We start from the raw sequence: 19,827 nt of genomic DNA on the forward strand, positions 1-19,827 counted from the left end.
TATGCGGTTTTATGTGAAAGCGGCGGCGGACTGCCGCAGACTATCACAATTTGTAATTATACAGCTATACCGCTGTATTTGTCAAGTCTTCCTTTTTTTCGTCCGACGCTGTTTTTTCCAGCTGCACGTTTGCATAATGTTTCATGCCGGTGCCGGCAGGAATCAGCTTGCCGATAATGACGTTTTCCTTCAGGCCCATCAGCGGGTCAACCTTGCCCTTGATAGCGGCATCGGTCAGTACACGGGTTGTCTCCTGGAAAGATGCGGCAGACAGGAAAGATTCTGTTGCCAAAGCCGCCTTTGTAATACCCAGCAGCGTAGGCTTACAGGTTGCTTCCCGCAGTGTCTTTTCGCCGTTGGCAATGCGGTCGCAAATCTGCTGATTGGCCGCCTCAAATTCGGTCTTTTCCACCATAGAGCTTGGCAGGAAGTCAGTATCGCCGGCATCGTCAATGCGCACTTTCTTCATCATCTGGCGCACAATGACCTCGATGTGCTTATCGTTGATATCCACGCCCTGCATCCGGTATACACGCTGTACCTCTTCAATCAGATAATCCTGCACAGCCTGCACACCGCTGATAGCCAGCACATCATGCGGGTTGACAGAACCCTCGGTCAGGCGGGTACCCGCTGTAATGCGCTGTCCCTCCTGCACGGTTACGCGGGAACCGAACGGAATCAAGTAGCTCTTGGACTGACCGTCGTCGCTGGTAACTACCACATGGTGGTTTTTCTTGATTTCTTCAAAGCCGACAACACCGTCCAGTTCGCTCAGGATAGCCAGATGTTTCGGTTTGCGTGCCTCAAACAGTTCTTCGACACGCGGCAGGCCCTGCGTAATATCTTCAGCTGTTGCAACACCGCCGGTATGGAAGTTACGCATGGTCAGCTGTGTGCCAGGTTCACCAATAGACTGTGCAGCCACAATGCCAACCGCTTCACCGACGGATACTTCTGTGCCGGTAGCCAAGTTCAGTCCATAGCACTTCTTGCACACACCGTGCTTGGAATGGCATGCCAAAATAGAACGAATCTTAATGCGTTCCACACCATGGTTCACAATAATATCCGCATCGTCGTCTGTCATCATCTTGTGTTTGCTGACCAGCACTTCACCGGTCTTATCATCCACAAAATTGTCAACCAAATAACGGCCAACCAGACGTTCATGCAGTGATTCGATAACCTGATTGCCTTCCTTAATGTCGTAAACTTCCAGACCATCTGTAGCATCGCAATCGTCCTCACGAATGATAACTTCCTGCGATACATCAACCAGGCGGCGTGTCAGATAACCAGAGTCAGCGGTACGCAGTGCGGTATCGGTCAGGCCTTTACGGGCACCACGGGAAGAAATGAAGTATTCCAGAATGTTCAAACCTTCACGGTAATTTGCACGGATTGGAACTTCAATAGTTTCACCGGACGTATTTGCAATTAGTCCACGCATACCGGCCAGCTGACGAATCTGGCTCATAGAACCACGGGCGCCGGAATCCGCCATCATAAAGATTGGGTTATAGCGGTCGAGGTTCTTCTGCAGAGCAGTGGAAACATCATCGGTTGCTTTGTTCCATGTAAAAATGACGGCTTGATGACGTTCTGCATCAGACAGAAATCCGTTCTTATATTCATCGGAAATCAGGTTGATTCTCTCATCAGCCTTTTCCAGAATTTCTTTCTTCTGCGGTGGGATGGTCGCATCGGATACAGCTACGGTAATGCCGGACAGGGTGGAATACTTATAGCCCTGTGCCTTAATGCAGTCCAGCACTTCACTGGTCTTTGGCGTACCGTGCACTTTAATGCATCTTTCTATAATATTGCCCAGTTGTTTTTTGCCAACCAGGAAATCAATTTCAAACTTAAAGAGGTTCTCCGGTTTGCTTCGGTCAATAAAACCGAGGTCCTGCGGAATCGGCCGGTTGAAAATAATCTTACCGACAGTTGTATCCACCAGTGCATGGATCTTTTCGCCGTTAATCACTTTTTCGCGGCGGACCTTAATCTTGGCGTGCAGCTCAATGACTTTGGCGTCATAGGCCATAATTGCTTCGTCAATATCTTTAAAGACTTTGCCCTCGCCCTTTTCGCCATCGCGGTCCAGTGTCAGCCAGTAGGAACCCAAAATCATATCCTGTGTCGGCACCGTGACTGGCTTGCCGTCAGACGGTTTCAGCAGGTTGCCAGCGGCCAGCATTAGGAAGCGGGACTCCGCCTGTGCTTCACTGGAAAGCGGCACATGGACAGCCATCTGGTCACCATCGAAGTCGGCATTGTAAGCGGTGCAGGCCAGCGGATGCAGCTTCATGGCACGGCCCTCAACCAGCACTGGTTCAAATGCCTGAATACCCAAACGGTGCAGAGTAGGCGCGCGGTTCAGCATAACCGGGTGATTGCGGATAACAATTTCCAGCGCATCCCAAACTTCCGGTTTTGCGCGTTCCACTGCTTTACGGGCAGCTTTGATATTGCCTTCCACGCCGGTTTCGACCAGCCGTTTCATGACGAAAGGCTTAAAGAGCTCCAGGGCCATTTCCTTCGGCAGACCGCACTGATACATTTTTAGTTCCGGACCAACAGCAATAACAGAACGGCCGGAATAGTCAACACGTTTGCCCAGCAAGTTCTGACGGAAACGTCCCTGTTTGCCCTTCAATAAATCAGAAAGGGATTTCAGCGGGCGGTTGTTCGGCCCCGTGACTGGGCGGCCGCGGCGGCCGTTATCAATCAGGGCATCTACAGCTTCCTGCAGCATCCGCTTTTCGTTGCGGACAATAATGTCCGGTGCATGCAGTTCCAGCAGACGGGACAGACGGTTGTTTCGGTTAATGACACGGCGGTAAAGGTCATTCAGGTCAGATGTAGCGAAACGGCCACCGTCCAGCTGAACCATAGGACGCAGATCCGGCGGAATGACCGGAATGACATCCAAAATCATCCACTCCGGGCGGTTGCCGGACTTCCGGAATGCCTCAACGACTTCCAGACGTTTCAAAATACGGACACGCTTCTGGCCGGAAGCGTTGGTAAGCTCTGCCTTCAAATCTTTGGACTCTTTGTCCAAATCGATTTCCTGCAGCAGTGTTTTAATTGCTTCGGCACCCATGCCAGCCTGAAAATCATCGTCGTACTTTTCACGCAGGTCACGGTATTCTTTTTCAGTCAGCAGCTGCTTTTTCTGCAGCTCCCGCACATTGCCGGAGTCTGTTACAATGTAACTTGCAAAATACAGAACTTTTTCCAGCATACGCGGAGAAATATCGAGCATCAGTCCCATACGGGACGGAATTCCCTTAAAGTACCAGATATGAGATACCGGCGCGGCCAGCTCAATGTGTCCCATTCGTTCACGGCGGACCTTAGCGCGCGTAACTTCAACGCCGCAGCGGTCGCATATCTTGCCCTTATAACGAATACGCTTATATTTGCCGCAGTGACATTCCCAGTCCTTTGTCGGCCCAAAAATGCGTTCGCAGAACAGACCATCGCGTTCCGGTTTCAGCGTGCGGTAGTTAATGGTTTCCGGTTTCTTCACTTCGCCGTGGGACCACTCACGGATTTTTTCAGGAGAAGCCAGGCCAATTTTAATTGATTCCAGTGTATTAAATTCCATGCAGCACAATCCCCCTGTCAGTCTGCCGAATCGGTATTATCCAGTGAACCGTCCGGTCCATCTGTGTCCGGATTATCCGTATTTGCCGTGTCTGCACTGGCTTCGTAATTGTCGGGGCCGTCATACAGGGCTTTGTCGGCATCGTCCACGGTGTAGCCTTCCAGATTATCCGCAACATTGGGTTCATCAAAGTTGCTCTCGTTTGGTGCAAAGCCGGCGTCATCGTCATCATCAAAGGTCTGGCGCAGGTCAATTTCATTATTGTCTTTATCCAGTACCTTCATGTCAAGGCACAGGCTCTGCAGCTCTTTGATTAGGACCTTAAAGGATTCCGGAATGCCTGGTTTCGGAATATTCTGTCCCTTGACGATTGCTTCATAGGTCTTTACACGGCCTACAACATCATCGGACTTAACCGTCAAAATCTCCTGCAGGGTATAAGCAGCGCCGTATGCTTCCAGCGCCCAAACTTCCATTTCACCGAAACGCTGGCCGCCAAACTGTGCTTTGCCGCCCAGAGGCTGCTGCGTAACCAGAGAATATGGGCCAGTGGAACGGGCGTGCATCTTATCATCAACCAGATGATGCAGTTTCAGGTAATACATAATGCCAACGGTGACACGGTTATCAAAGCGCTCACCAGTACGGCCGTCACGCAGCTGGAACTTGCCATCCTCTGCGATTCCGGCTTTCTGGAACAGCTCGCGGATATCCTCTTCGTGGGCACCATCAAAGACCGGCGTCATTACTTTCCAGCCCAGTGCCTTTGCCGCCATGCCCAAATGCACTTCCAGTACCTGTCCGATATTCATACGGGACGGCACACCCAGCGGGTTCAGCACAATATCCAGCGGCGTGCCATCCGGCAGGTACGGCATATCCTCTACAGGCAAGATACGGGAAACAACGCCCTTATTGCCGTGACGGCCGGCCATCTTATCACCAACAGAAATTTTACGCTTCTGCGCAATATAGCAGCGCACTACTTTATTGACGCCGGGGCTGAGTTCATCGCGGCTGTTTTCACGGGTAAAGACCTTGACGTCCACCACAATGCCGTATTCGCCGTGTGGCACACGCAGCGAGGTATCACGCACTTCACGCGCTTTTTCACCGAAGATAGCACGCAGCAGACGGTCCTCGGCGGTTAGTTCCGTTTCGCCCTTCGGGGTAACCTTGCCGACCAGGATATCGTCCGCATGGACTTCCGCACCCACACGAATAATGCCATTGTCATCCAAATCGCGCAGCATTTCCTCGCTGACGTTTGGAATATCGCGGGTGATTTCCTCCGGTCCGAGCTTCGTGTCACGAGCTTCTGTTTCATGCTCTTCAATATGAATGGAAGTGAACATATCGTCACGCACAACTTTTTCGCTGATAAGGACAGCATCTTCGTAGTTGTAGCCTTCCCATGTCATAAAGCCAATGAGCACGTTTCTGCCCAGTGAAATCTCGCCGTCTTTGGTTGCCGGTCCGTCAGCGATAACATCACCGACATTGACGCGGTCATTGCGCTCCACAACCGGCACCTGATTAAAGCAGGTACCAGAGTTGGAACGCAGGAATTTAATAATCGGATACACATCCGTACCGCCCTCGTCGGCATCCACACGGACCTCGTCCGCGCTGACACTGTGCACCACACCGGCGCGCTTGCACAGTACACAGGCACCAGAGTCGACGCCGGCCTTGTATTCCATTCCGGTGCCGACAATTGGCGAATCTGTCTTAATCAGCGGCACAGCCTGCCGCTGCATGTTGGAGCCCATCAGTGCACGGTTAGTATCATCATTTTCCAGGAAGGGAATCATAGCCGTAGCAACGGAAACAACCATTCTCGGAGAAACATCCATATAGTCCACTTTCTCGCGTTCCACCACTACGAACTGGTCGCGGTGACGGCCGTTGACTTTGGCATTCTTGAAATGTCCCTCTTCGTCCAGTGGTTCGTTCGCCTGGGCAACAATGTAATTGTCTTCCACGTCCGCAGTCATATAGACCACATCACGGGTAACAACACCGGTCTCCTTGTCCACTCGGCGGTACGGCGCCTCAATAAAGCCATACTTATTGATGCGCGCAAAGGTAGCCAAATAAGAAATCAGACCGATGTTCGGGCCTTCTGGCGTTTCGATTGGGCACATACGGCCGTAATGACTGTAATGCACATCTCGTACCTCAAATCCTGCACGGTCACGGGACAGACCGCCGGGTCCCAAAGCGGACAGACGGCGCTTATGCGTCAGTTCTGCCAGCGGGTTTGTCTGGTCCATAAACTGGGACAGCGGAGAAGAACCGAAGAATTCCTTAATTGCCGCTACAACCGGACGAATGTTAATCAGGGAATGCGGCGTCAGTGCTTCCAGGTCCTGTGACTGCAGCGTCATGCGTTCACGAATCACACGCTCCAAGCGGGAGAAACCGATACGCACCTGGTTCTGCAGCAGTTCACCGACAGAGCGAATGCGGCGGTTGCCCAAATGGTCAATATCATCTATGGTACCGAGACCTTCCTGTAGGTTGCACATATAGCTGATGGAAGCAAAAATATCATCAATAATAATATGCTTTGGAACCAGCTCTTCCACATGGGTACGCAGCAGGTCTTTCAGGGTATCTTCATCGCCGCCGGCCTGCTCCACCAGCTCCGCCAAAACAGAGTAGCGCACACGTTCCTGGATACCGCACTCTTTTTCAGCGTCGAAATCCACGAATTTGCTGATGTCCACCATGCCGTTGGAAATAACCTTTGCTTCACGTTCGTTTACTGTCACATAAACAGCCGATACACCGGCATCATCCATCTGACGGGCTTGCTCATGTGAAACGACGTTGCCAGCCTCTGCCATCAGTTCCCCTGTGGAGGGGTTGATGACCGGGCGGCTGAGGACCTGTCCGGTAATGCGGCCGGCAAGGTTCAGTTTTTTATTGTATTTATAACGGCCAACACGGGAAAGATCATAACGGCGGGAGTCGAAGAACAGGCTGTTCAAATGGGACTGGGCACTTTCCAAAGTCGGCGGCTCACTTGGGCGCAGCTTTTTGTATACCTCAAACAGAGCTTCTTCCGTATTTTTGCACGGGTCCTTTTCCAGCGTTGCTTCCAGCAACGGGCTGTAGCCAAAGTAATCCCGAATTTCCTGCTCGGTGCCAAGGCCCAGCGAACGAATGAAAATGGTAACCGGCAGCTTGCGGTTTTTATCAATACGCACATAAAAAACATCGTTGGCGTCATTTTCGTATTCCAACCATGCACCGCGGTTTGGGATAACGGTAGTGCTGTACAGTTCCTTACCGGTCTTGTCGTATTCCATTTTATAGTATACGCCCGGGGAACGCACCAACTGGGAAACAATGACACGTTCTGCACCGTTAATAACAAAGGTGCCGCTTTCCGTCATCAGCGGGAAGTCGCCCATAAAGACGTCAGATTCCTTAATTTCGCCGGTTTCCTTATTGAGCAGACGCGCCTTCACGCGCAGCGGAGCCGCGTAGGTGGCGTCACGTTCCTTACATTCCTTGACCGTATAGTTTGGATGTTCCACATCCAATTTATAGTCAACAAAATCCAGAACCAGGTTACCTGTGTAGTCGGTAATACCGGAGACGTCCTTAAAGACCTCCTGCAGGCCTTCATTCAAAAACCACTCGTACGAGTTCTTCTGGATTTCAATGAGGTTTGGCATGGGCAGAACCTCATCAATCTTAGAAAAGCTCATCCGTGTGTTTTTGCCCACCTTTACCGGTTTGACATTCACCATTGGCTCAATCACTCCAATCCTTTATTTAAGAGCCGACTATCCGCAAACGTTCTCAGCAGTCATATTGTCAGGCGCCCTATTGCCTTTTCAAACAGAATGTGCTATGATAAGGAAAGTAAAAAAGGGCGCACGAATCTATGATGATGCAGTTTAATATTGTATTCCTTTTTACACGGTTTGTCAAGGCAATCCTTCCAGAATGCTTTGGCTTTTTTCTTTTTCCGCCTAAAAATAATGGTTCCGCACAAAAAAGCTGCCGTATCCGGCGCAGGAATGCGCTTTTCCGGGATACGGCAGTTTTTTATGCTTTTACGCTGTTTTTCGGGGCAGATTCCTCATTCGATCCGACAGAACCTCTGCCCTGCGGAAGGACATCCGCAAATGTATAGGAGCTCAGTTTGTCGCGCACCAGAACGGTCACTTCATTATATATCTCATGAAAACGGCAGCTGCTGGTGCCGCTGTGGTCACAGCTGTACGCCTTCTGCTGGCAGCGGCTGAACATATACGGCCCCTCCACTGCCTCAATGACTTCCAGCAGTGTAATCTGTTCAGAAGCCTTTGCCAATGTATAGCCGCCGTGGGCCCCTTTAAAAGAAACCACCAGTCCGGCCGTAACCAGCTTGTGCAGAATTTTCAGCGTAAATCGCTGTGTTACCATGGCCTTTTCCGCAATGGTGCGGGCGTCCACTTTGCTGTTCTCCGTAGCCAGCACTTCCATGATTCGCACGGCATAGTCTGTTTCCAGTGTAATCACCATGGTACCGTGCCCCTTAATCCAAAAAGTCTTTTAGCTTTTTGCTGCGGCTGGGGTGACGCAGCTTACGCAGGGCTTTGGCCTCTATCTGGCGGATACGTTCACGTGTAACATTGAATTCCTTTCCGACCTCTTCCAAGGTGCGGGAACGGCCGTCCTCCAAACCGAAACGCAGGCGCAGCACTTTTTCCTCACGGGGCGTCAGTGTATCCAGTACTTCGTTAAGCTGCTCTTTCAGAAGCGTGTGGGAAGCCGCATCCTGCGGGGCCGGCGCGTCATCGTCGGGAATAAAGTCGCCCAAATGGCTGTCCTCTTCTTCGCCGATTGGCGTTTCCAGGGAAACTGGTTCCTGTGCGACACGCAGAATTTCACGCACTTTTTCCACCGGCATACTCAGTTCCGCACTGATTTCCTCTGCCGACGGCTCATGGCCATTGGTATGCAGCAGCTGGCTGGAAACTTTTTTTACTTTGTTAATTGTCTCTACCATGTGCACGGGAATTCGAATGGTACGTGCCTGGTCCGCAATAGCGCGTGTAATTGCCTGCCGAATCCACCAAGTAGCGTAGGTGGAAAACTTAAAGCCCTTGGTATAGTCGAACTTTTCCACTGCTTTAATCAGGCCAAGGTTGCCTTCCTGAATCAGGTCAAGGAACTGCATTCCACGCCCGAGGTAACGCTTTGCGATACTGACGACTAAGCGCAGGTTTGCCTCCGCCAAATGTTTTTTTGCTTCCTCGTCACCCTCTTTAATCCGTACGGCAAGGTCGATTTCCTCTTCCGGTGTGAGAAGCGGCACCCGGCCAATTTCCTTCAGGTACACCTTTACCGGGTCATCTATGGCAACGCCGTCCGTGTTGACGCCGGCGTCCAGACCATCATCACTGTTTTGTTTTGTGCTGGCCGTTTGTAATTCCTTTATAGAATCGTCATTTCCAAGGTCATCAACAATTTCGATTCCCTGACTTTCCAGTTGGTCATAGAATTTTTCGATTTCTTCCGGTTCAATGTCCAGTTCACCGATTGCGTCCAGAATATCTTTAGTAGAAAGGAAGCCTTTTGCTTTTCCCTGTTCTATTAAATCATGCAGAATAGTCTTTCTGTCTGGTGTATTCTCCGCAGCCTTCACAGTCTTTGCAGTTCCCGATGCCTTTGCTGTTTTTGCTGCACATTTTGGCGCGTTTGTTGATTTCGCTACTGCCATAGAGTGACCTCCTATTTTTTCTGCGCACGCAGTTCCTGCAGGTAACGGCTGATGTCGCTGTCACTGCCGGCCCGCACGTTTTGCTTATCATTTTCCTCCAGAAGAACGCGGATATAAGAATCCACTTCCGGCCGGCCAGCCGGAACGCCCGCATGTCTGGCACAGTACCCGGCCACCTTCCCCATTTCGTCTTGGGAAAGGCTGTCCACCAGGTCTGTAAGGCCTACTGCCTTACCATCTTTCATTTTACCCACGATTAAGGTATATACACGGCGGTTAAAAGCCGTAATCCATTTTTCCGGCGAAAGTTTTTCCGCTGCATAGGCTGCATTTTCCGGATAATCCAGAATGGCCCCCAAAAGCTCCTCTTCTGCACGGGCCGCCCGCAGATTCTGGTACTTGTCCGGATTCAACCGGTCCTGTGCGCCGGTACTTTGGCGACGAAAAGTACGAAATTCTTTTTTCTGCCGCCGCCGCTGTTTCTTTTTGCGGACGGACTGGACCTGCTGCAGCAGTGCAGCACGCTGAATGCCCGCTTCTTCCGCAAGACGGCCGGCATATACTTCCCGCTCAATCTCATTGTCGAGCGCCGCCAGTACCTCCGCCGCTGCGTTGAGGTACTGGATTTTTCCGTCCGGCGTCTTTAGGTCAATTCCCTTTTTCAGCTTCTGCAGGCGGTACTCCACATCGTTGCCGCAGCTGTCCAAAAGCTGCTGAAAACGGGCATGTCCGTTTTCTCCGTGCGAGCGGATAAACTCGTCCGGGTCCTTGCCGTCCGGCACCACCAAAATCCGCACATTCAGGCCTGCCTGCCGCAGCAGCGGAATACTGCGGGAAGCCGCCCGCTGTCCAGCCGTATCCGCGTCATACGATGCAATCACTTCGCCGGTATAATGTGCAATCAGCCGTGCCTGCTCCGGTGTCAGTGCTGTTCCCAACCCGGCCACCGCATTTTGAAAGCCCGCCTGATGCAGCGCAATAACGTCCATATATCCCTCGCATAGGATGAGCCCCTGTGCCGCTGTATCTTTTGCAAAGTTCAGCGCAAACAAATTTCTGCCTTTGCTGAAAATCGGGGTATCACTGGTATTCAGGTACTTTGGCTCGCCCTGTCCCAGCACCCGTCCGCCAAACGCAACGACATTGCCGCGCAGGTCAATAATGGGAAACATGACACGATCGTGGAAGCGGTCCACCGCGTGGCCGTTCCTGCTGGAAAAGGCGGTGTTTGCCTGTATCATTTCCTGGTCACTGTAGCCCTTTTGATGCAGATAATCGACCAGCGCAAATCGGGACGGCGGCGCATATCCAAGCCCAAAATGTGTAATGGTCTGCCGGGTAAGCGCACGCCGGGAAAAATACTCCATGCCGACAGCGCCCTGTGGGGAAAGCAGCACCCGGTGGTAAAAGCGGGCCGCGTCCCGGTTCAGCGCATATAGGCGCATCCGCAACTTCGCAAGACCGCGGTCTTCCTCGCTTTCCGGCACCGCCATGCCGGCGCGCTGGGCCAGTGAACGTACCGCTTCCATATAATCTAAATTTTCTATTTTTTCTATAAATGTAATGATATCTCCGCCGGCCCCACACCCAAAGCAGTAGAAAGAACCGTTGTCCGGATACACCGTAAAGGAAGGCGTCTTTTCGCTGTGGAACGGGCACAGTCCCACCATCGTCCGGCCGCGTCGTTTCAGGCTGACATAGCTTGAAACGACGTCTTCAATACTGCTGCGGGCTTTGAGTTCTTCAATGAATTCCTGCGGTAGAGGCATGGACTTCCTCCTTCCCTTGTACAAAACACCGATTACATATGCCGCCACGCGTGGGGGACATATACCTGCTGGAAAAGCTCAACCGCATACGGGTCCGTCATACCGGCTATGTAATCCACGGCCGCCCGTCGGGGACCGTCCTGTGCCGCTATTTTTTGTAGATGCTCCGGCAGGTTTCGGCTGTCCAGCGCATATTCGTACAGTTTTTCCAGCACCATCGGTACTTTGCGTTCTTCGCTCTTGGCACTTGGGTTCACATACACGGAGCGATACATAAAATCATTCAGTTTATCGAAAGCCGTTTCCACCTGTGGCTCCATACGCATGATACCGTCACCGCTGCAGCGTACAACCGAGCGCACCAAACAATCAATGCGCTGACTTTTTGTATGTCCCAACACCGCGGTAACCTCCTGCGGCAGGTCGCTTTCCTTTAAAATGCCGGCACGCTCCGAATCGTCAATATCGTGATTGATATAAGCAATCCGGTCCGCCATCCGCACAATGTGTCCTTCCGGTGTATGTGCCTGTTCCCCGCAGGTGTGGTGCAGAATGCCGTCCCGCACCTCTGCCGTCAGATTGAGGCCCCGGCCCTCTTTTTCCAGCCGTTCCACAATGCGCACACTTTGCTCATAGTGGTGAAAAGCGGTGCTGCCGTCCTCCAGCGGGTGTTCCTGACAAATGTCGTTCAGGGCACGCTCCCCCGCATGGCCAAAGGGTGTGTGGCCGAGGTCATGCCCTAGAGAAATGGCTTCCGTCAGGTCTTCATTCAGACGCAGGCAGCGCGCAATCGTCCGCGCAATCTGGTCCACCTCCAGCGTATGTGTCAGCCGTGTGCGGTAATGGTCGCCTTCCGGTGAAAGGAAAACCTGTGTCTTTCGTTTCAGGCGGCGAAACGATTTGCAGTGAATGATGCGGTCACGGTCCCGCTGAAAAGCAGTGCGCAAATCGTCCTCTTCCTCCGGATATTGCCGACCGGCAGTATCACAGGCATGGGTTGCTGTGCTGGAAAGTATATTCCGTTCGATTTCTTCGGTCTGTTCACGAATATTCAATGCAAAGCTCCCCTCTTTCAATGGTCAGAGCATATGAAGGAACCACTCGAAGATATATACGCAAAAAAAACGGTTTCTCCTGCAAAGACAGCAAAAGAATCCGATTTTTTCACGGAGAAAGCGCTTCCTGTGTGGAATGGACCGGAAGCGGATAATAAGCTTCGTCCAGCTTTTCCGGGCAGACACTGCCGCCGGTGGCGTCTGCCAGCGCAGTAGTCAGCGGCGGCAATTTTTCCTCGGTGATATGGAAATGAATGAGGACCTTGTCCGTAAAGAAAGTGTTGTCGACAGCGGCACCGCTGGCCGGCAACAGCGCCGCCACTTTTCCGTACTGGCTGTATGTGCAGGCTGTCTGCATTTGCAGGCACGGTTTCATACACAAAAGTCCTGCCGCAGCAAGGCCCAGCGATGCACCGTGCGAGTAAGCCCGCACCAGCCCACCGGCTCCCAACAGTACCCCGCCAAAATAACGTGTTACGACAACAGCGGCATCCGTTATACCGTTTTTCAGCAAAACGTTTAAAACCGGCACACCGGCGGTTCCCTGTGGTTCTCCATCATCCGAGCAGTGCTGCTGGCCGTTTTGCAGAACATAGGCTGAAACATGGTGTTTGGCGTCCCAGTATTTTTTCTTCTGCGCGGCAAAAAACTCCAGCGCCTGCTGTTGTGTCTGCACAGGCGCAGCGCAGCCCAGAAAGCGGGACTTCTTTTCCGTAAAAGAATCCGTTCCCTCCGTCCGCAGCGTTAAGTACTGCTTCACAGGCACAGGCCCCCTCTCATCTGCTGTAAAAAAGAGTAAGAAAAAAGGCCGCCGCAAGTCAGGCCCTTTTCAGGTCCCTGCTGTACAGCAGTCTTTACATTCCAGAGAAAAGCGAATCATTTGGATATGCCGTAACGCTTTTTGAACATATCGACACGGCCGCTGCTGTCCACCAGCTTCTGTTTGCCAGTGAAGAACGGATGGCACTTTGAGCAAATTTCAACGCGGATATTCTCTTTTGTGGAACGCGTATGGATCACATTGCCGCAGGCACATGTGATGGTAGTGTCCTTATACTGAGGATGGATACCTTTTTTCATGGAGTTGTCACCTCTTTCAGCAAAAGCTGTAGCATCGGCCCGATGCCCAAAAAGGCGCAGACAGGCCCTAAACATCTGCATTTTACCACAAGTACGGGCAAATTGCAAGTTTTTTATGCGGATCAAACCGCTTTGTTCAGCTGCCGGAACTCTGGCGTTCCACATAAACCGCGTACTCTTCCAGGCACAAACCCAGCCGACGCATATTCTTGGCATTGCGGGTACCTACATAGCGAAAATGGCTCGGGTCGTCCTTGAGGCCAGTGCGGCCCTCTTTGCTGTCGGTATAGTGGCGCACAAAGCCGTACTCCACGCAGTGGTTCAAAAGCCAGTGATAACCGTCACTGGAAAGGAACGTCTGGTCTGACGGAAACGTTACAGCCATACCGGTCTGGTTCTCGCTGCACCCGCCCGGCGGCACCAGCGCCGCGGCATCGCTTTCCGCAATGGCACATGTCTTGCCCTGCTGCATCAGCGTTTTAATTTTTGCCTGATACTGGCTTTCCTGCATCTTTGCATCAACATATCCCTGCTTGACGGACAACGTATAGCCGGCTGCCTTTGCATCGTCCAGCATTTTCTGCAGAGAAGGCACAATGCGCTGGTCCACCTGCACATTCCCAAAACTTACTAGCTGCGGTGAAAAGCTGCTGCTGATTTTCCGGTCCTGCGAAACAACAGTCAGTGCCCAGCTGTCGTCCGGTTCTGACAGCACTTCCGTACTTTGTGCGGCCAGCGCCGCGGCCGAGCCAGCAGAAGATGACTGCCCGTTTGTTTTTGGCATATAATATTTCCAGACAAGAACGCCCAGCAGAACAGCCAGCACCAGAATGGCTGCCAATACCACCCGCATCCAGTTTTTTAAGTGCCGGACACCTGCGACACTGCCGCGTGGGCTGTCTTCGTCCAGAATTTGTTCCTGACGGGATTTACGCATATTCGTTCTCCTTTCCCGGTTTAGTTCTGCACCTCCGGTTGGGTTTTTACCTGCTTTTTCAGTCGTGAAACCGGTCATTTTTTTATTTTAAGCCTACAGGCAATACTTTGCAAGCAGTTTTCTTGACACACTCCGTGGAATGCTGTTGCATTTTAAAGATAAATACTGTAATATTAACGGTGGTAAAATAAAAATGTTATTTTGGAATACAAATCTTACTTTTTTTCACCGCTGAAACGATACTGCGCTTCAGCGGTTCCTGTTTTGCCGATACTTTGTAGAAATCGAGGTCATTTGTTTATGCGTAAAACAAAAATCATCTGTACGCTTGGACCTGCCACGGACGATAAGAAAGTGCTGCGTGAGCTGATGCTTTCCGGCATGGATGTGGCGCGCATCAATTTTTCCCACGGCACCCATGAGGAGCAGCTTGTTCGCATCAATGCCGTGAAAGAACTCCGCCAGGAACTGGATTTGCCGGTAGCACTGCTGCTGGACACCAAGGGACCGGAAATCCGCACACGCGAATTTGAAAAGCCGGTGAACCTAGTGGATGGACAGCCCTATACATTAACGACTCGGGACATCACGGGTGATGACAAACAGTGTGCAATCACGTTTGCCAACCTGCCTAAAGAGGTGACTCCCGGTACAAAAATTTTGATTGATGACGGCCTCATTGAACTTCGCGTTGACAAAACAAATGATACAGACATTCTGTGTACAGTGATGAACGGCGGTCCCATCACCAAACATAAAGGCATTAACATCCCGGGCTCCACCCTGTCCCTGCCGTTTTTGAGTGAACAGGACAAGTCCGATATTGCCTTTGGTGTGGAACAGGACTTTGACATTATTGCCGCTTCCTTTTCCCGCAGCGCGGATGATATTCTTTCCCTGCGCAGTGAACTGGAAAAGAACGGCAACCACGACATCCAAATTATCAGCAAAATTGAAAGCACGGGCGGTGTGAAAAACATCGACGAAATTATCCGTGTATCCGACGGCATCATGGTTGCCCGCGGCGACCTTGGTGTTGAAGTCCCTATGGAAGAAGTTCCGATTCTGCAGAAAAAGATTATCACCAAAGTACACGCTGCCGGAAAGGTTGCCGTTACCGCTACCCAAATGCTGGATTCTATGATTCAGCACCCGCGTCCCACCCGTGCAGAAACAACGGATGTAGCAAATGCTGTATTCGACGGTACCAGTGCCATTATGCTTTCCGGTGAAACGGCTGCCGGCAAATATCCGGTGGAAGCCGTGCGCACCATGGCGTGCATTGCGGAACATACGGAACGGAACATCGACTACATTAGCCGATTCCGCAGCGCGGACTGGACGGAGAAAAAGGACGTCACTTCTGCCATTTCTCACGCAACCTGCACTACTGCACACGACCTGGGCGCCGTTGCCATTATGACTGTCACACAGTCCGGCCATACCGCGCGCACCATTTCCAAATATCGTCCAGCCTGTCCCATTATCAGCGGCACGACCAACCGCAAGGTTTGGTACCAGATGAATCTGTCCTGGGGCGTTATTCCGCTGATGGTGGAAGAAAAGGACAACACCGATGAACTTTTCGAGCACGTTGTCAATGTTGCCCGTGACCACGGATTGGTACAGAATGGTGACCTGACTGTCATTACAGCCGGCGTTCCCCTCGGCGTTTCTGGCACGACCAACCTGCTGAAAGTACAGCTGGTTGGTGATGTCTTGGTAACCGGCGACGGAATTTCCCTCGGCAGCGTATGCAGTAACCTGTGTGTCTGCAGAAATATCGATGACCTGCACCAGAACTTCCAGACAAATGATATTATCGTAATTCCAAGCACCAATAATTCCATGATGCCGTATATGCGCAAAGCTTCCGGTATCATCACCGAGGAAAAGGGCCTGAACTCTCATGCAGCCATTGTAGGCCTGTCCCTCAATAAGCCGGTCATTGTCGGCGCGCGGAACGCTACCAAAATTCTGCGCAGCGGCGTAACCATTACGCTGGATTCCGACCGCGGCATTGTATATGCCGGTGTAGCCGTCAACGAAAACGCATAATATTTCTTGAAACATATCAAAAACAGCCTCTGTGGGTCAAAACCTACAGAGGCTGTTTTTAATACGCCTGTCTGTCAGTTGACACCGCGGAAGCCTTTCCCAATAATCTCACTGCTGTTGGTAATCATAATGAACGCACCCGGCTGGTTTTCACGGATAAAGCGGCGCAGACGCACCGCCTGACTGCGCCGCATAACTGTCAGAATGATTTTTTTTTGATTATGCAGGTAACTGCCCTCCGCACTGAAAACAGTGGCACTGCGTTTCAGTTGCTCGTGGATAAAGTCACAGATAGGAGTCGGGTTATCACAGACAACCGTAAAGTATTTGCACAGGTTCATGTTTTCAATCACGCCGTCAATCACCAGCGTTTTGCTGAGCAAACCGGCAAAGGAGAACAGGCCTGTCTTTGGTCCATACACCAAAAATGCCGCCACCGTGATGAACACATCCACCAGCATTAGGGTAACGCCAATATTCAGGCTGGTATATTTTTTAAGAATCATCGCCAAAATATCCGTTCCGCCGCCAGAAGCGTCCATATCAAACAGAATCGCCGAACCCAATGAGGGCAGAAACACCGCAAACATAAATTCCAGCACCGGTTCATCTGTAAGCGGCCGTATCATAGGATATACTTTTTCCAGCACGCTCAGCCCAACGGACATCAGTACACTGACGTACACGGTTTTAATGCCAAAGTTCTTTCCTAAGAACAGAAAGCCTGCCCCCAACAATACCATGTTGATAATAAAGGTATAACTGGAGGCACTCAATTTCATAAAGCCGCTTAACAGCACTGCTATGCCAGTCACGCCGCCAAAACAAAAATGGTTTGGAAATTTAAAGAAATAGATGCCCACGACCATAATCAGCGTAGCCACAGTCAGCCGTGTGTACTCCCCTGCCACAGAGAAAACCTTTTGTTTCATACTTTTCTTCACCCTCCGGAATCTTTCAAGCATTCGGGGGCCTATTGCTGCCGCCCGAAAGAATAGTATAGCCGATTCCGTACAAAAAGCAAATAATTATTCCCCGTTTTGTCATAAAAGAATCGAAAACGGGGCTGCCACTTTCCGAAAAAAGCAACAGCCCTGCGAAAAATATTTTTATGTTTTACAGCACTTTATTCAAAAAATCCTGCAGACGGGGGGATTTTGGGTGTCCAAAAAAAGTGTCCGGGTCGGCCTCTTCCAGCACCTTGCCGCCATCCACAAACAGGACACGGTTCGCCACTTCACGGGCAAAAGCCATTTCGTGGGTAACAACTACCATGGTCATGCCCTCTTCGGCCAGCTCCTTCATAACCTGCAGCACCTCGCCGACCATTTCCGGGTCCAGCGCACTGGTAGGTTCATCAAAAAGCATCACGTCCGGTTCCATTGCCAGCGCACGAACGATTGCGATACGCTGCTTCTGTCCGCCGGAAAGCTGGCTTGGATAAGCGTCCGCCTTGCTTTCCAGATTTACGCGCTTTAAAAGTTCCAGTGCACGCTCGTTGGCTTCTTCCTGGGACTTCAGCTTCAGGGTAACCGGTGCCAGCGTGATATTCTGCTGTACCGTCAGATGCGGAAATAGGTTAAAATGCTGAAACACCATGCCGATTTTACGGCGCAGGCCATCCACATCAAAACCGGGCACATTGATTTGCTGTCCTTCAAACCAGATTTCGCCGCTGGTCGGCTGCTCCAGCAGATTCAGACAGCGCAGGAAGGTACTTTTTCCGGAGCCAGACGGCCCAACAATAACGACCTTCTCGCCTTTTTCAATTTCCTGGTCGATGCCCTTCAGCACTTCTACGGTACCATTCAACGTATGAAAACTTTTATATAGGTTTTTAACGGTAATCACTTCTGCGCATCCTCCTTTCGGCCTTGGACAGCAGCGCACTCAGCGCAATGACAATCACCAGATACACAGCGGCGGTGGCTAACAGAGGCAGATACGGCTGATAAGTAATGCTGCGGATAACATCGCCGCCCTTTGTCAGGTCCTGAATGCCGATGTAGCCGGCAACGGAAGTTTCCTTCAACAGGGAAATAAACTCGTTGCCGATAGCCGGCAGCACATTTTTCACTGCCTGCGGGAAAACAATCTTCACCATAGTTGTACGCTGTGACAGGCCAAGAGAACGGCCCGCTTCGGTCTGCCCACGGTCTACAGACATGATGCCGCTGCGGATAACTTCCGCCACATAGGCCCCGGAATTAATGCCAAAAGCAAGAATTGCCGTACCAATATCATTGATGGCAGTCCCTACAATAATAATATAGTACATAATCATCAGCTGTACAAGCACAGGTGTACCGCGGATAACGGTAAGGTACACCGAGCAGATAGCGTTCGGGACACGCATCTTTTTGGGGTCGTTCTGATGGGCGGTTTTAACCAGTGCCACCAGTGTACCCAGCACCACACCGATGAGTACCGCAAATACGGTAATCAATAGGGTATTTCCGAGGCCCGTTACAATGTACATATAGCGGTTTTCTTTAATGAGACATTCATAAATCTGGTCTTTCAGTACAGAAAAGAAAGACATGGATACTGCCGGAAACGTAAAATTCATGGTCGCCCTCCCTATGAAAAGAAAAGCGGCAGGGAGTGCATATCCCCCTCCCTACCGCTTTCTGTTTCAGTCAGTTTTTCAATCGCTTTCCAGAGCCGACTTATATTTGTTGATGATTTTGTCCAGTTCGCCGTTGGACTTCATATTCTTCAGGACACCATTGATGGTACTGACAAGCTGGGTGTTGCCTTTCTTTACGGCAATGGCATAATGCTCCACCGTCAGCGCATCCGAAAGCTTCTGTACCTGATTGGCGTTCTTCGCAACAAATTTCTGTGCCGAATAGTCGTCAATGACGACCGCATCAATACGCTTGGAAATAAGGTCCGAAATGGCGTCCGCGCCCTTATTGTAGCGCTTCGGAGGTGTATCTTTATAATTTTTGGTGCAGTAGTCGTCGCCCGTTGTGCCCTGCTGTACACCAATCTTTTTGCCCTTTAAGTCCGCCTTGCCCTTAATGGTGCTGCCCTTCGCAACAATAATTGCCTGTGCCGCATCAAAGTATGAATCCGAGAAGTCCATGTTCTTTTTACGGTCATCCGTAATCGTCATGCCTGCCGCGACGAAGTCGCACTTGCCAGCGGTCAACTCTGCCGGCAGCGAATCGAACGCAACATCACGCACCTGCAGCGTCTTACCAAGCTTTGCAGCAACCTTATTGGCAATATCTACATCGATACCGACAATTTTGCCGTTTGCCTTGTACTCAAATGGTTCAAACTCGGCGTTGGTGGACATGGTCACATTCCCGCCGGCTGTGCTGGCCGCCGCTGTACCGGTTGTACCGCTGGCCGTGCCGGACGAGGTGTCAAAGGATGCACATGCTGCCATAGGGACCAGCATGGATACCGCTAACGTTGCTGCCAAAAACATTTTTACCTTTTTCATAAGTTCTCTCTCCTTTACCATTCGGCCAATCCTCATGCAGTCGCCGGTATTTCTTTTTTGAAAGTGGCTTTATTGTAATACTTCAATATGCAGAAGTCAAGTATTAAACGAATATTTTTTCACTTTT

At 51.1% G+C, this 19,827-nt stretch carries 14 protein-coding genes; 1 reads left to right on the forward strand and 13 read right to left on the reverse strand.

Translation table 11 applies throughout. From position 1 onward, the window contains the following. Positions 1-64: 64 nt before the first annotated feature. From rpoC to GJQ69_RS08125, 9 genes are all read right to left on the reverse strand, one after another. Positions 65-3,619, reverse strand: a complete 3,555-nt coding sequence (gene rpoC, locus GJQ69_RS08085) for a DNA-directed RNA polymerase subunit beta' (protein ID WP_086035239.1) — start codon at positions 3,617-3,619, stop codon at positions 65-67. 17 nt (positions 3,620-3,636) lie between these two features. Then, the gene (rpoB, locus tag GJQ69_RS08090; protein ID WP_174193481.1) at positions 3,637-7,383 is read right to left on the reverse strand and encodes a DNA-directed RNA polymerase subunit beta; all 3,747 of its coding nucleotides are present in this window, start codon (positions 7,381-7,383) and stop codon (positions 3,637-3,639) included. A gap of 301 nt (positions 7,384-7,684) precedes the next feature. Beyond that, positions 7,685-8,143, reverse strand: a complete 459-nt coding sequence (locus tag GJQ69_RS08095) for an RrF2 family transcriptional regulator (protein ID WP_086035237.1) — start codon at positions 8,141-8,143, stop codon at positions 7,685-7,687. Between the two features lie 13 nt (positions 8,144-8,156). Further along, positions 8,157-9,344 carry an RNA polymerase sigma factor RpoD gene (gene rpoD / locus GJQ69_RS08100; protein ID WP_086035236.1) on the reverse strand — a complete coding sequence of 396 codons (1,188 nt, stop codon included), beginning with the start codon at positions 9,342-9,344 and terminating at the stop codon, positions 8,157-8,159. Between the two features lie 11 nt (positions 9,345-9,355). Then, entirely contained in the window at positions 9,356-11,113 is a 1,758-nt protein-coding gene (gene dnaG / locus GJQ69_RS08105) for a DNA primase (protein WP_086035235.1), read from the reverse strand. 32 nt (positions 11,114-11,145) lie between these two features. After that, complete coding sequence (locus GJQ69_RS08110) at positions 11,146-12,168, reverse strand: deoxyguanosinetriphosphate triphosphohydrolase (protein ID WP_086035234.1); 1,023 nt, start codon at positions 12,166-12,168, stop codon at positions 11,146-11,148. 109 nt (positions 12,169-12,277) lie between these two features. After that, positions 12,278-12,928, reverse strand: a complete 651-nt coding sequence (locus GJQ69_RS08115) for an IMPACT family protein (RefSeq protein WP_086035233.1) — start codon at positions 12,926-12,928, stop codon at positions 12,278-12,280. A 116-nt stretch (positions 12,929-13,044) separates the two neighbouring features. Further along, entirely contained in the window at positions 13,045-13,248 is a 204-nt protein-coding gene (gene rpmE, locus GJQ69_RS08120) for a 50S ribosomal protein L31 (protein ID WP_086035232.1), read from the reverse strand. 136 nt (positions 13,249-13,384) lie between these two features. Next, positions 13,385-14,185, reverse strand: coding sequence for a M15 family metallopeptidase (locus tag GJQ69_RS08125; protein WP_157658892.1), 801 nt, complete (start codon positions 14,183-14,185; stop codon positions 13,385-13,387). 300 nt (positions 14,186-14,485) lie between these two features. On the opposite strand from GJQ69_RS08125, the gene pyk reads away from it, so the two are divergent. Further along, positions 14,486-16,243 (forward strand): pyruvate kinase, encoded by a 1,758-nt coding sequence (gene pyk / locus GJQ69_RS08130; RefSeq protein ID WP_086035230.1) that lies wholly within the window; start codon positions 14,486-14,488, stop codon positions 16,241-16,243. 74 nt (positions 16,244-16,317) lie between these two features. Here pyk and GJQ69_RS08135 read toward each other — a convergent pair whose 3' ends face one another. The 4 genes from GJQ69_RS08135 to GJQ69_RS08150 all read right to left on the reverse strand — a co-directional run bounded on the left by GJQ69_RS08135 (position 16,318) and on the right by GJQ69_RS08150 (position 19,700). Next, entirely contained in the window at positions 16,318-17,175 is an 858-nt protein-coding gene (locus GJQ69_RS08135) for a YitT family protein (protein WP_086035229.1), read from the reverse strand. A gap of 184 nt (positions 17,176-17,359) precedes the next feature. Continuing rightward, positions 17,360-18,094: an amino acid ABC transporter ATP-binding protein gene (locus GJQ69_RS08140; protein ID WP_086035228.1), complete on the reverse strand. Its 735-nt coding sequence runs from the start codon at positions 18,092-18,094 to the stop codon at positions 17,360-17,362. Then, on the reverse strand, positions 18,081-18,785 hold the full coding sequence (locus GJQ69_RS08145) for an amino acid ABC transporter permease (protein WP_338031370.1): 705 nt from the start codon (positions 18,783-18,785) through the stop codon (positions 18,081-18,083). Before GJQ69_RS08145 ends, GJQ69_RS08140 begins: the two co-directional genes overlap by 14 nt. A 105-nt stretch (positions 18,786-18,890) precedes the next feature. Beyond that, entirely contained in the window at positions 18,891-19,700 is an 810-nt protein-coding gene (locus tag GJQ69_RS08150) for a basic amino acid ABC transporter substrate-binding protein (RefSeq protein ID WP_174193483.1), read from the reverse strand. Positions 19,701-19,827 lie beyond the last annotated feature (127 nt).

The organism is Caproicibacterium lactatifermentans, assembly GCF_013315815.1.
Classification (GTDB): Bacteria; Bacillota; Clostridia; order Oscillospirales; family Acutalibacteraceae; genus Caproicibacterium; species Caproicibacterium lactatifermentans.